Origin of the sequence: Streptomyces kanamyceticus (assembly GCF_008704495.1) — a bacterium.
GTDB classification, from domain to species: Bacteria; Actinomycetota; Actinomycetes; order Streptomycetales; family Streptomycetaceae; genus Streptomyces; species Streptomyces kanamyceticus.
In genome coordinates this window covers 8,398,415-8,412,386 of record NZ_CP023699.1, presented here as the reverse complement: position 1 = coordinate 8,412,386, position 13,972 = coordinate 8,398,415, and the positions used below count along the sequence as shown (strand labels likewise).

Genomic DNA, 13,972 nt, shown 5'->3' with positions numbered 1-13,972 from the left:
AGAACCGGGGTGCCGACCGGGTCCGTGGCCGTCACACGGGCCGCTTCGGACGCGCCCGACGCGTCCGCCGCCGACCAGTGGACTCGCAGCGCGGTGGCGCCGGTGGCGTGGAGGGTGACGCCCGAGAAGTGGAAGGGCAGCCGGAGCTCGTCGTCGGCCTCACCCGCTGCGGCGAGGGGGTGCAGCGCCGCGTCGAGGAGAGCGGGGTGGATGCCGTACGTCGATACATCGACACCGTCCGGCAGGGCGATCTCGGCGTAGAGATCGTCGCCCGCGCGCCACACGGCCCGCAGGCCCTGGAAGACGGGGCCGTATCCGTAGCCCAGATCGGCGAGACGCTCGTAGAAGTCGGCCGTGTCCAGCGGCACGGCGTCCCGCGGAGGCCAGGCACGCTCGGCGTCGCCGTCGGGTACGGACCGCATCGCGGTGGCGACCGGGGTCAGCCGACCCACGGCGTGCCGCTCCCAGGGCTCCTCCTCGTCGGTACCGGCTTCCGGCCGCGAGTACACGTGCACGATCCGGCCATCGGCCTCGTCGGGTTCGCCGACGAAGACCTGGACCTGGACGGGGTTGTCGTGGGTGAGGGTGAGGGGGGTTTCGATGGTGAGGTCGTCGAGGTGGGGGGTGTGGGTGTGGTGTCCGGCGTGCAGGGCCAGTTCCACGAAGGCGGTGCCCGGGACCAGCACGGTGTCGTTCACCGCGTGGTCGGCCAGCCACGGATGCGAGGCCAGCGAGAGGCGGCCGGTGAACACGGTGGTGCCGTCCGCGGCCAGGGACACCGCGGCGCCCAGCAGGCCGTGCCCGGCCGGGACCTGCCCCAGACTCGCCACATCCCCCGCCGGCGGGTTGGCGTGCAGCCAGTAGCGGTCCTGCTGGAAGGGGTAGGTGGGCAGATCGAGATGGGCGGTCGCGGGTGGCCAGGTGAGGGGGATGCCGTGGGCGTGCGCGGTGGCCAGGGCCAGCGCGATGGCCTGGGGGTCGGGGGTGGTGCGGCGCAGCAGCGGGATCCGCACCGCGTCCTCGGGAGTGAGGGTGGTCAGGACCGCGTCCGGGCCTAGCTCGACGAAGCGGGTGGCGCCGAGTTCCTGGGCGTGGCGGAGGCCGTCGGCGAAGCGGACGGTGCCCCGCAGCTGGCGCACCCAGTAGCCGGGATCGGCCAGCTCTTCGTCCGTGGCGGTCTGGCCGGTGACGTTCGAGATCAGTGGCAGGGTCAGGGGCTGGTAGGTGATCTGGCGGGCCGCCTCCTCAAAGCCGGGCAGGGCGCTGTCCATGTGTGCGGAGTGGAAGGCGTGACTGACGTGCAGGTGCTTGACCCGCCGGCCCAGCTGGGTGAAGTGTGCGGCGATCTCGGCCACCGCCTCCGCCTCTCCGGAGATCACCAGGGAGTCCGCGCTGTTGACCGCCGCCACCCCCACCTCCGTGCGCCCGGCCAGCAGCGCCAGCACCTCGTCCTCGGTGGCGGTGAGGGTGGCCATCGCGCCGCCGGTGGGGGCGGCCTGCATCAGCCGTCCGCGCGCCGCCACCAGCGTGCAGGCATCGGCAAGCGACCACAGCCCCGCCACATACGCGGCGGCCAGTTCGCCGATGGAGTGGCCCAGCACCACATCCGGCCGCAGCCCGCGATGCTCCGATAGCCGGAACAACCCCACCTGCACCGCGAACAGTCCGGCCTGGGCGTACTGGGTCTGGTTGACCAGCTCCGCATCCTCACCGAACACGACCTCCTTCAACGGCCGCGGCAGACCCGCATCCAACAGGACGCACACCTCATCGAACGCGGCCGCGAACACCGCCGAGGACTCGTACAGCTCGCGGGCCATGCCGGGGCGCTGGCTGCCCTGCCCGGTGAACAAGAACACCGTCCGGCCCGGAGTATCGATACCCGTCACCAGACCCGGATGCCGCTGCCCGGCCCCCAGCGCCTCCAGGGCCTCCGTCAGCTCCTGCGCATCCGCACCCGTCACGACCGCCCGGTGCTCAAAGTGTGAACGGGCCCCGGCCAGCACACCACTGACCACAGCAGCATCCAGACCCGCACCGGACTCCCGGACGAACGAGGCCAGTTGCGCGCCCTGCGCCCGCACCGCCTCCACCGACTTACCCGACACCGGCCACAACACCGGCCCTCAACCGGAACAGCCTCAGCCCGGGTCTCGTTCTCGGTCTGCGGCGCCTGCTCCACAATCACATGCGCATTCGTCCCACTGATACCGAACGACGACACACCCGCCCGACGCGGCCGATCCCCCTCAACAACCCACTCCCGAGCCTCCGTCAGAAGTTCGACCGCCCCTGCCGACCAGTCCACGTGCGGGCTGGGCTCGTCCACGTGCAGCGTCCGGGGCAGCACCCCGTGCCGCATCGCCTGGACCATCTTGATGACACCCGCGACACCCGCCGCCGCCTGAGTGTGGCCGATGTTGGACTTCACCGAACCCAGCCACAACGGACGACCCGGCTCCCGCCCCTGCCCGTATGTGGCAAGGAGCGCCTGCGCCTCGATCGGGTCACCCAACCTGGTGCCCGTGCCATGAGCCTCCACCGCATCCACATCCGCCGCCGACAACCGCGCACTCGCCAACGCCTGACGAATCACCCGCTCCTGCGAAGGACCGTTCGGAGCGGTCAACTGGCTGCTCGTACCGTCCTGATTGACGGCCGTGGCACGGACCACGGCGAGGATCCGGCGGCCGTTGCGGCGCGCGTCCGAGAGCCGTTCGAGGACGAGGATGCCCGCGCCCTCGCCGAGGCTCGTGCCGTCCGCGGCGCCCGCGAAGGCCTTGACGCGACCGTCGGGGGCAAGGCCCCTCTGACGGCTGAAGTCCTGGAGCGTGCTGGGTGTGGCCATGACCGTGACGCCGCCCGCCAGGGCCAGCGAGCACTCGCCACCGCGCAACGCCTGGGCCGCGAGGTGCAGGGCCACCAGCGACGACGAGCACGCCGTGTCGACCGTCACCGCCGGACCCTCAAGCCCGAAGACGTACGAGAGGCGGCCGGAGGCGACGCTTCCCGCGCTGCCGTTGACGACGTAGCCGGCGATGCCGTCGGGCAGGTCGGAGGAGTGGAGGCGCACGCCGTAGTCGTCGTACATGACGCCCGCGAAGACACCCGCGTCGGTGCCGCGTACGGACTCCGGGTCGATGCCCGCGTGTTCGAAGGCCTCCCACGCGGTCTCCAGGAGAAGACGCTGCTGAGGATCGGTCGCCAGCGCCTCACGGGGGCTGATGCCGAAGAAGTCGGCGTCGAAACGGTCCGCGCCGTGGAGGAAACCGCCGGTGCGCGCATAGCAGGTGCCGGAGCTGTCGGGGTCCGGGTCGTAGAGGGCGTCGAGGTCCCAGCCCCGGTCGTCGGGGAACGGCGAGGTGACGTCGCTGCCCTCGGTGAGCAGCGACCACAGCTCGTCGGGCGAGGTGACGCCGCCGGGCAGGCGGCAGCTCATGCCCACGATGGCGATCGGCTCGCTCTCGCGGGCCTCCGCCGCGCGCAGCCGAGCCCTCGTCTGATGCAGGTCGGCCGTGACGCGCTTGAGGTAGTCGCGAAGCTTGTCTTCGTTCGTGTTCGGCATCTGCAGCCATTCCTCGGGGCGAACCGGAAGTTCGATCGGGCCAGGGGGTTCCAGCGGACCTCCAGCAACGTCGCCGAGCCTGCTAAGGACGCTCTATGGGTGGTCTAAAGCCCAGGTGGCGCTTAGCGAGGCTTTAGAAGGGGTCCCGAGCATGGGCGCGGCAGCGGCTCCCGCCGCCGCAGGCGAGCTACGCCCGACGCAGGCCTGATCGCAGGACCCGCGTTCGCCCGTACACCCGTTGTGGGAGAGGACCGCATGGACGCCGCGGACATTCGCATTCTTTCCGTAGGGACGGCCCTGCCAGGCCCGCTCCTCGACAATGCCGCCCTGGCGCGGCGGTTCGGCATGGACGAGCTGTGGCAGCAGTGGATCGACACGTTCATCGGCAGCAGCACGCGGCATCTCGCCGTGGATCTGGAGAGCGGCGAGGTGGTGTCCTCGCTCGTCGATCTCGGCACGGCGGCGGCGCGCCGTGCGCTGGACAACGCCGGTCTCGAGCCGGGTGACATCGATGTGATGGTGCTCGGCACCGCGATGCCGGATCAGCTGATGCCGACGTCGGTGAACATGATCGCCGACCGGCTCGGCATCAACAACGTGCCGACGTTCCAGCTCCAGTCGGGCTGCACGGGTGCCGTGCAGGCGATGGACCTCGGGCGGCAGCTGCTCCTCAACGGTGGTCGGCACGCACTGGTGATCGGTGGTGAAGTCTGCGCCAAGCACTACGACTTGACACTCGACGTGAAGAAGATGGCGCCGGACGAGCTGGTGAACCTGCTGCTGTTCGGCGACGCGGCCGGTGCCGCTGTGCTGACGTCCGACGACGTCCCGGACACGCTGTCGCTGCGCCTGCTGCTCAACCGCCTCACCGGGCTCGGCCGTCCGCCGGGGCAGAGCGTGGACTGGTTCGGGCTGATCGACCGGGCCTCGGCGCGGCAGGCGGTGAGTGAGGACTACAAGGCGATCGAGGAGTCCGTTCCCGTCATGTCGTCGGAGATCCTCGACGAGATGCTCGCGGACCTGGAGTGGTCGCGGACGGACGTCGACTACCTGTTGCCGCCGCAGCTGTCGGTGAAGATGACCGACCGGATCGTGGAGCGGCTCAACGTGCCGGGCGCCGAGGAGATCTCCTGTGTGTCGGAGATCTCCAACACCGGCAACGCCCTGCCGTTCTTCCAGCTGGAGCGCCTGATTCCGCAGATGGCCGAGGGAGACCGGGCCATCGGCATCGCCGTCGAGTCCAGCAAGTGGATCAAGGCCGGTTTCGCTCTGGAGAAGGTCTGAGCCCCATGACGACTACGCCCTCCCCCTCTCTCGGCGGCCCCTCGGCCGCCGCCTCCGAGGCATTCACCACGCTTCGCGCGCTGCAGGCGGACGGACTCCTCCTCAAGGAATTCCCGCGCGCGCTGGCCCTGTTCGGGGGTCTGACCGATGCCGAGCTGCCTCGTGCCGGGCGCCTCCTTGGCTCGGTCGACACCGACGAGCTGTCGCGCTCGCACCCCGGTCTGCCCACCGTCAAGGTATCGATCACCGGGCACAGCACGGTCAGCGCGCTCGTCCCCGCGCTGACGGCGCAATTCGCCCGGCACGGACTCGTCGCCCTGCCACAGCTCGCGGACTTCGACAGCTACGTGTTCGAACTCAGTGATCCGCGCAGCGAGTTGTACGCCTACGAGCCCGATCTCGCGCTCTGCGTCCTGGACGCGGAGGTCGTCCTCGACGAGCTGCCGAGTCCGTGGACGGTCCGCGACCTGGAGGATGTCCTCGGCGCCAAGGCCGAGATGATCGAGCGGATCGTGGCACGCTTCGAGGACACCGCGCGCGGCACACTCGTCCTCAACACGCTGCCGCTGCCCCACACGCTGCTCGCGCAGCTCGTCGACCTGCGTTCGCGGGCCAGGGCCGGGGCGGCCTGGCGGGAGGCCAACGCGCGGCTGCTGCGCCTCGCCGAGGCGCACCCCCAGCTGGTCGTCCTCGACCTCGACGCGGTGACGGCCGCGGAGCGCGAGGTGAACACGTCGGCGGATCCCCGGATGAGCCGGTACGCGAAGGTCCATCTGTCGCCCGAGACGCTCGGCGGGTACGCGCGCGAGGTCGGGCATCTGGCCCGCATGGTCGCCGGGCGCGGCCGCAAGTGCCTCGTCCTGGACCTGGACAACACGGTCTGGGGCGGCATCCTCGGCGACGACGGCCTGGACGGCATCCAGGTCGCGGAGTCCTACGTCGGCGAGGCGTTCCGTGCCTTCCAGCGGGTGGCACGGCAGATCGCCTCGCAGGGCGTGCTGCTCGCCGCGGTCAGCAAGAACGATCTGGATCCGGTGCGCGAGGTGCTGCGGGACCACCCGGACATGACGCTGCGTGAGGCGGACTTCGTGCGGATCGTCGCCAACTGGCGGCCCAAGCACGACAATCTGCGCGAGCTCGCGTCGGACCTGAACATCGGTGTGGACAGCCTCGTCTTCGTCGACGACAGCCCTTATGAACGCGGTCTCGTGCGCGCCGAGCTGCCGGAGGTGGCGGTCGTCGACATCGACGACGAGCCGGCGCTGCACATCGAGCGGCTGCTGCGCGACGGCTGGTTCACGGTGCGGGAGCTGACCGCCGAGGACCGGGGACGCCCCGGGCTCTACCGCGAGGAGCTGGAGCGCCGCGACTTCCTCAGCGGCTTCGACTCCATCGAGGGCTATCTGCGGGAGCTCGACATCCAGGTGCGGCTGTACGAGGCCGAGGAGCGCGATGTGCCCCGGGTCTCCCAGATCACCCTGCGCACCAACCAGTTCAACATGACGGGCCGCCGACTCCAGCCCGACGACGTGCGCGCGCTGCGCACCGATCCGCGCGCGCTGCCGCTGGCCATCCACGCCAGCGACCGCTTCGGCGACAACGGCACGGTGGGCGTCGTCTTCCTGCGCTTCGACGGCGACACGGCCGTCATCGACAACTTCCTGCTGAGCTGCCGGGTCTTCTCGCGCGGTATCGAGCAGGCCTGCCTCTCGGCGGTCCTGCGGTACGCGAAGCGGCGCGGCGCGACAGCGGTGACCGGCACGTACGCGCGTACCGCGAAGAACGCCAAGGTGGCCGACCTCTACACCCGTTCGGGCTTCGAGGCGGTGGGCGACGCGCCGGGCGAGGGTCCCGCGGTGTTCCGGCATCAGCTCGGGGAGCTGCCGGAGGCGCCCGGCCATGTGCATCTGACAGAAGAGTTCGGCGACACCGGAAGGTTTTCCTGATGCAGGATCTCGACGATTTCGTCTTTCTGGTCAGCAGCGAGATCGGCATCCCGGTCACGCGCGACAACGTCGGCGCGTCCTTCGACGAGCTGCCGAGGTGGGATTCGATGCTGATGCTCGCGCTGCTCGTCATGCTGGAGCGCGAGACGCAGCGCCGCATCGCCGTGCCGGACGCCCTGGAGTCCACGAGCCTGCTCGACCTGTACGAGCTGGCGGTCGCGCCGTGACTCCGCCCGGGAGCACCCTCGCCGAGCAAACCAGGAGCCTGTCCCGCTATGTGACGCAGCGGCCGGCACCCGAGGCGGCGCTGCGACTGTTCTGTCTGCACCACGCGGGCGGCGCGGCCTCCTCGTTCCGGGGCTGGCAGGCGCAGTTGGGCCCGCGGGTGCAGGTCGTGCCCGTGCAGCTGCCGGGCCGCGAGACCCGGGTGCGCGAGCCCCGCCCACGCACCATGGACGCCCTCGTCCACGAGCTCGACCAGGCCCTCGACCCGTTCCTTTCCGACAGCGCCCTGCAGCCGTACGCCTTCTACGGGCACAGCATGGGCGCGCTCATCGGCTACCGGCTGGTGCGCCACCGGGCGGCCATGGGTGCCTCGCTGCCGTCGATGCTCCTGGTCGGCGCGCATCCGGCGCCGCACCGGCCGCACCCGCTCCGGGGAGTGCCGGATGTGCCGCAGAAGGAGCTCGCGCGGTGGCTGAGCGACATCGGCGGGCTCTCCCCCCAGCTGCTGCGGCACCCCGAGTGGCTGCGCTGGGCCGTCGACCTGGTCCGTGACGACCTGACGCTCACCGCGAGCCACCGCGTGCACGCCGTGGGTCCCGTGCCGTGCCCCATCCATGTGTTCGCCGGGTCCGACGATCCGCTGGTGCCGCCGGCGGAGGCCTCGGCATGGGCGGAGCACTCGCTGTCGTCGTGCGAGGTCCACACGATCCGCGGCGGCCACTTCTTCACCCGTGACCACGGCATGACCGACTTCTTCGACCGCCTGGCAGGCGTCCTTCACAAAGGCGCGTACCTGCACAACCGTTCTCTCCTGGGAAGGACCCCTCAATGAGTACCCCCACCACCACGTCCGAAGGTTCCGGCGAAGCCCCGGGCACCCCGGAGCGCAGGGTCATCATCGCGGGCGGCGGCCCGACCGGTCTGATGCTGGCCCACGAGCTGGGCCTCGCGGGCGTCCCCGCGATCGTGCTGGAGCGCGACACGGCCATCGGCGAGAATTCGCACAACCTGGGCGTGCACCCGCGCGCCGTCGAGGCGTTCCGGCAGCGGGGCCTGCTCGACGACCTCGGCAAGGAGTTCGAGCCGTGGCCGCGGCTGCACTTCTCCATGCTGTGGCTCGATGTGCCGCGCTCCGGCGACGACTTCACGGTCCTGATCGAGCAGCGGCTGCAGCAGGAGGTGCTGACGCGGCGCTCGGCGGACCTGGGCGTGCAGGTGCGCCGCGGCCACGAGGTGGTCGGCGTCGCGCAGGACGACGCCGGTGTGACGGTGACGGTGCGCGGTTCCGACGGCGCCGCGTACGAGCTCGCGGGCCGGTATCTGGTGGGCGCCGACGGCGGGTTCAGCGCGGTGCGGGAGCTGGCCGGGTTCGCGTACGAGGAGAGCCCGCTGTCGTACTACGGCATCTTCGGCGACGTCGAGCTGCCGGAGGGCGAGACCGCCACCTTCGTCACCGATGTCAATGAGCGCGGGATCTTCTGCATCTGGCCGTTCCAGGAGAACGTCATCCGGGTCATGTCGATCGAGTTCGACGCGCGGCCCGACGGCGCGGAGGTGCCGGTGACGCTGGAGGAGCTGACAAGCAGCATCCGCCGTGTCACGGACAAGGAGATGAAGTTCCACGGGCTGCGGTGGGCCCACCGCTACGGCGGCACCACGCTGCATGCCGAGGACTACCGCAACGGCAACGTGTTCCTCGTCGGAGACGCCGCGCACCGGCACTTCGTGCACGCCAACCACGGCCACAACACCGGCATCCACGACGCGGTGAACCTGGCCTGGAAGCTGGCCGCCGACCTCTCCGGCCGGGCGCCGGAGGGGCTGCTCGACAGCTACAGCGCCGAACGTCGGCCGGTGGGCGGCCGAGCCTGCGGGCACGGGCAGGCCCAGCTGGAGATCATGCAGTCGATGGAGCGCTCACCGGGGCTGCGCCAGCTGGTCGGCGAACTGATCGAACTCGACGACGCCAACCGGCACTTCGTGACGCGGGTGACGAACGTCCGCTATCCGCTGACGGCTGCCGAGGACGCGGCGGAGGCGCACCCGCTGCTGGGTGCGCGGGTGCCCAACGAACTGCTCGACACCGAGGCCACCGGCCTCACCACGCACCCCCTGCACACGGCGCGCGGCGTCCTGTTCGACCTGTCGGGGCCGGGTACGACGCGAGGCTCCGCGGCGACTGCCGCGGAGCCCTGGGCGGACCGGGTGTCCGTGGTGACCACGGACGCGCCCCCCGGTGCGGACGCGACCGCGCTGCTGGTGCGGCCCGACGGTTACGTGGCGTGGGTCGGTGTCGGCGCCGATGACACGGCGGGGCTGACCGCGGCGCTCACCACGTGGTTCGGAACGCCCGCCTGATCCCTGGCGGGCCCCGATGCCCGGTGGATCCAGCGGGGCGTCGGCTCGAGGGACCGTCCGGCTGCCGACCGCGCAGGTCGGTGCCTGGACGTCCCGCCGGGCAGGCCGCCCGAGCTGATGGCGGGTGGAGCCGGGCGGTCCGACGGCTGCTGGAGTTCGTCGGCGAGCACGGCCCTGTGCAGGTCTCGCAGTGACTGGCAGGGTTCGAGGCCCAGTTCGGCGCGGAGCACCTCGCGTGCCTGCTGGTACACGGCCAGCGCTTCGGCGCGCCGGTCGGAGCGGTAGAGGGCGATCATCAGGTAGCGGTAGAACGCCTCACGGAGCGGGTTGTCGGCTGCCAGCGCGTAGAGGCGGCCCACCACCTCGCGGTGTCGCCCGAGTGCCAGGTTCGACTCCAGGAGCAACTCGGTGCACTCCAGGCGGATTTCGTTCAGCCGCGCCGCGTACCCGTAGATGATGGGCCCGTCGCAGAGTTCGAGCAGCGCCGGGCCCTGCCAGAGCGCGAGCGCGGACTCGAAGTGTTCGACCGCCTCGACGTGACGCTGCTCCCGGGCGAGGCGTCGGCCCGTCTCGACGGTCAGCTTGAACTCACTGGCGTCGATCTCGTCACCCGCGAGCATCAGCATGTAGCCCTGCGGCCGGGTGATGATCGGGCTGCCCGGGGCGCCCAGGTGCCGCAGCGTCTTGCGCAGTTGAGAAATGTAGACGTGCAGCGCGGCACTCGCGCGCCGCGGCACCTCGTCCCCCCACAGTTCGGCGATCAGTCGGGACGACGGCACGGTCTCGTTCGCATTGGCGAGCAGTGCCATGATCAGAGTTCCGACTTTCGGCGCGCCGATCGTGGCGTACTCCGAATTGTTCACTATGCGAAGCGGACCCAGGATTTCGTAACGCACATCGCCCCCACGAATCGTGCACATCGGTGTCTGTCATCCATCAAGCAATCAGGAACACCTCCATCCTCGTTCAAGCCCCTCCCGGAACCAACCCCAGACCCCACCCCTAGCCGACCCCTGATTGCAGGTTGCATCAATATTTCCAGACCAATAATGTCCGGCTACACAAGGTGTTTCATTCCCTCCTGACATCCATGTAACACGGAATACACGGGGAGGGAACGCAAAAACGGCTGACACTCCCTCACGGGAATGTCAGCCGACGGCTCACGCCGTACCACCAAGGAGTACAAGAAGACTCAACAGAGGCGCACGCGACGTGCACTCACGTTACTCGTCAGGCAACATCCTCCATGCACATCTTCAATTGCGGCGGCAGGTCCTGCCGCCGCGTGACATTGAGCTTCCGGTAAACCCGCGTCAAATGCTGCTCCACCGTGCTCACAGTGACGTGGAGTTCCGCCGCTATCTCACGATTCGTATACCCGAAGGCCGCGAGCGATGCCACTCGGCGTTCCGACTGGGAAAGCGTGGACCCCTCGTCGACCTCACCGGCGAAGCCCGTGGCGTAACCGGGCCGCAACTCCTCGCACAGCTCGGCGGCACCGCACTCGTCGGCCATGCGCCAGGCACGCTGCAGCATCGACTCGCCCAGCTCGCGCTCACCCAGCTCCTTGTGGGTGCGGCCCAGGTCCGCGAGGGCCCGCGCGAACTGATACATGTCCCCGGACCTACGCAGTTCGGTGACGGCGCGCGGCAGGATGCGCCGCCGCATGGGCAGTTCCGCGGTGGCGGCGCGCAGCCGCAGCGTCATGCCGCGGGTGCGGGCATTGCTGACGTCGACAGCGGCGGCCTGCTCGGCGATGAGCCGGTCCGCCTCGTCCGTCTCGCCGAGCCGCAGCAGCGCCTCGGCCGCGTCGACGCGCCAGGCGATCAGGCCCGGCCGGTCGATCCGCCACTCCGCGGCGAGCCGGCCCATGTGCAGGAAGTCGTCGAGCGCGGCCCGCAGATTGCCGGTCGCCAGCTGGTAGTGGCCGCGGGCCCGGAGGTAGCCGAGTCCGTCGACGCTGCGGAACAGCCGCTCGGGAAAGCGCCGGCCCAGATGCCTGGCGGCCTGCTCGTACCGCCCGGTGGCGATGCAGGCGAGCACCTGGCAGGCGACAGGGCCGGCCGCGAACGCGCTGTCGGCGCCCGTCGGCACGCCCGCCACGGCCTGCGCGGCGCACGCCTCGGCCTGCGCGAAACGGCCCTGGACCAGGAGGACTTCGGCGAGCACGGCGCGCACCGAAGCCTGCCAGCCGTCGAGGCCACGCCACTCGGCCTCGTCGGCCAGGGCCTCGCACCAGCGCACGGCTTCGTAGGTGCGGTCCGCGAACGCGAGCGCCTTGATGGCGTTCAGAGCACCGGGCAGCTTGAGGTCACTGAGCCAGCCCGCAGAGGCCCCGCTCGGCTTCGTGGGGATGGCGGAGGTGTCCACGCCCCGCTGGTCCGGCAGTGTCCACAGCACGGTGGTGGCGAGCAGCGCGGGCTGCGCCGCGGGGTGCGAGAGGCCGACGCGGTAGACCTGTTCGGCTTGGTCGGCGGCGGTCACGCGACCGTTCTCCGGCGAGGCGCCGATGCGCGCCGCGCCCCGTTGTCGCGGCACGTCGCGGTAGGACGGGAGGCTTCTTTGCGGCGGTCCTTGCTGCGGTCCTTGCTGTAGTCCCTGCTGCGGTCCCTGCTGCGGTCCTTGCGTCAGGGCCCCGGGCAGCTGCTCGGTGAAACTGCCGCGCCCCACAGTGCCGCCGCCGCTGGACCGCACCGCCTTCGCGGCCTCCCACAGCCGCCCGGCAACGGCTTCGCCCTCGGCTACATAGCCGCGCATGCGGACCAGGCGCACCAGTCGCTCCAGCGTCAGCACGGGCAGCTTGCCGCTGTCCGCCGCGGACAGGACCCCGTCGAGCACCGGCTCCACGTCGGTCGGGTCGACGCGGCCCGCGACCTCGGCGAGCTGCACGGTGATGGCGGCGCGCTCCACGCCGTCGGTCGACTGGCTGAGAGCCAGCTCCAGGTAGTGCATGGCGGTCTGGGGTTGGTCGGTCAGGAGCGCGGATTCGGCGGCCTCGGCGAGGACCTGCAGGCCCCATGCGTGCTTGACCGTGCCGCAGCCGACGAGGTGGTCGGCGATGAGCGCGGCGGGTTCGCCCTCGTCCCGCAGGAGTTCCGCGGCCCGTTCGTGCAGCCGAGACCGCTCCCCCTCGTCCAGGCCGCCGAGCACGGCAGTACGGATCCCGGGGTTCCGCAACTCGGTGCCCACGGCCAGGCCGGCCGCACGCAGTCCGACGCCCCGCAACTCGGCCGCTTCGGGGGTGACGCCGAGCAGTCGCCCCAACCGGTCCGCGGTCGCCGCCGGGCCCAGCACGGCCATCCCCTCGGCCATCTCCAGGAAATCCGCACCGCTGGAGGTGAGGCAGGCGCGGACGGCCTGCGTGAACGGGCCGTCCGGGCGCGGCTGCCAGTCGGCGGAGCCCTGCTCCTGCTCCGGCCCTTGGGACGGCCTCATACGCCGCTCGTCGCAAACCGCCCGCAGCAGCAGGGGATTTCCGCCGCTGAGCTCATACATCTCGTCGGCCTGCCGCTCCCCCGGCACCCCTCCGTGCCAACTCCGCAGACGGCGCACGCCGTCCCTGCTGAGCCGGCCGACGGACAGTCGCTGGAACGCCGGATGCCTCAGCAGCTCGGTCTCCAACAGCTGAGCCTTCGACTGCTGGTATAACGACGCCGTGAAGACGAAGGACAGGCGGATGCTGCGCGAGCGCCGCACCAAGTACTTCAGGAACTGAACGGAGGAACTGTCGGCATAATGCAGGTCGTCAACGGCTATCACCAAGGGCCGGACTGCCGACATCTCACTCAGCGAGACAAACACTTCATGCATCACGCTGGGCCAGCGCGGATCGGCGGCGGAGGCATTACAGTTATCTATCTCCGCATACCCTTTGACCGATTCCAGAAGTTCCCGCAAATGCCGCCCGACATCTTCCGGGAAAGCGAGATTGCTCAGCAATTGCCGCATTATCCCAACGGGAAGGCTGCTCTCCAGGAACGCCCCGGCCGCTTGCAGCACCAATGCGCCCTCGGCCGCCGCCCGTTGCACCCCGAACTGCAGTATCTCGCTCTTGCCGCAGCCGCCCGGACCCTCGATCAGTACAGCCGATGTCGCGTGGGCGAGGCGGGAGGACCTGAGCGCCTCCCCTAGTGCTTCCATCTCGGCTTCGCACCCAATGAGCAGCATTAATGCGTCCCTCCGCGGTACAAGTCCGTGGATATCCCCCCACGCAACAGCGCCCAGTCGCCCGGACGTCCCGCAGCAACGTACCACGAAGATCTGTCAGGCGATGACAAAAGTCTGACCGAAGCCTCTCTGTGCAATCAAACGCTCACTTAGTGAAGGTTTACCGGAGGTTAACCTTCCCTATATTCGCGACATTCCCCTCGCCGCCGGAGGTACGGGGAAGGGCGGTACAGGGAAGGGCGGAGAGGCTCGGGCCGGGCCGGGCCCGCGCCTCCGGGCGGGCAGTCGGCGACGGCCACCCCCAACACCCCCGCACCCACCCGCCTTTAGACACCGTGAAGGTGGTCTTTGGGGCTGCGCCTGACGCTGCTGACTGGCCGGCCGTCTGTCCCGCAGCGGCCCGCGCACGCAAGTCTCTTCCTCA

General features: G+C 70.2%; 7 protein-coding genes and 1 pseudogene. 5 read left to right on the top strand and 3 right to left on the bottom strand.

The annotated features are described in order from the left end of the window. Positions 1 to 23: 23 nt before the first annotated feature. Positions 24 to 3,571: pseudogene (locus CP970_RS46055) on the bottom strand (type I polyketide synthase); the annotation flags it as partial. A 249-nt stretch (positions 3,572 to 3,820) separates the two neighbouring features. Between CP970_RS46055 and CP970_RS36615 the strand changes: the two are divergent. From CP970_RS36615 to CP970_RS36595, 5 genes are read left to right on the top strand one after another with little or no spacing between them, the layout of a single operon-like run. After that, complete coding sequence (locus CP970_RS36615; RefSeq protein ID WP_055554369.1) at positions 3,821 to 4,849, top strand: 3-oxoacyl-ACP synthase III family protein; 1,029 nt, start codon at positions 3,821 to 3,823, stop codon at positions 4,847 to 4,849. 5 nt (positions 4,850 to 4,854) lie between these two features. Continuing rightward, the gene (locus tag CP970_RS36610; RefSeq protein ID WP_107099083.1) at positions 4,855 to 6,795 is read left to right on the top strand and encodes an HAD-IIIC family phosphatase; all 1,941 of its coding nucleotides are present in this window, start codon (positions 4,855 to 4,857) and stop codon (positions 6,793 to 6,795) included. Next, entirely contained in the window at positions 6,795 to 7,022 is a 228-nt protein-coding gene (locus tag CP970_RS36605; protein ID WP_055554367.1) for a phosphopantetheine-binding protein, read from the top strand. Before CP970_RS36610 ends, CP970_RS36605 begins: the two co-directional genes overlap by 1 nt. 50 nt (positions 7,023 to 7,072) lie before the next feature. Continuing rightward, complete coding sequence (locus CP970_RS36600) at positions 7,073 to 7,852, top strand: thioesterase II family protein (protein WP_157877809.1); 780 nt, start codon at positions 7,073 to 7,075, stop codon at positions 7,850 to 7,852. Next, positions 7,849 to 9,378: an FAD-dependent monooxygenase gene (locus CP970_RS36595; RefSeq protein WP_079043927.1), complete on the top strand. Its 1,530-nt coding sequence runs from the start codon at positions 7,849 to 7,851 to the stop codon at positions 9,376 to 9,378. Before CP970_RS36600 ends, CP970_RS36595 begins: the two co-directional genes overlap by 4 nt. On the opposite strand, the gene CP970_RS36590 is transcribed toward CP970_RS36595, so the two are convergent. Beyond that, positions 9,294 to 10,241 (bottom strand): AfsR/SARP family transcriptional regulator, encoded by a 948-nt coding sequence (locus CP970_RS36590; protein ID WP_055554366.1) that lies wholly within the window; start codon positions 10,239 to 10,241, stop codon positions 9,294 to 9,296. The two genes, CP970_RS36595 and CP970_RS36590, sit on opposite strands and share 85 nt — an antisense overlap. Before the next feature lie 370 nt (positions 10,242 to 10,611). Next, positions 10,612 to 13,548, bottom strand: coding sequence for a helix-turn-helix transcriptional regulator (locus tag CP970_RS36585; protein ID WP_079043925.1), 2,937 nt, complete (start codon positions 13,546 to 13,548; stop codon positions 10,612 to 10,614). Positions 13,549 to 13,972 lie beyond the last annotated feature (424 nt).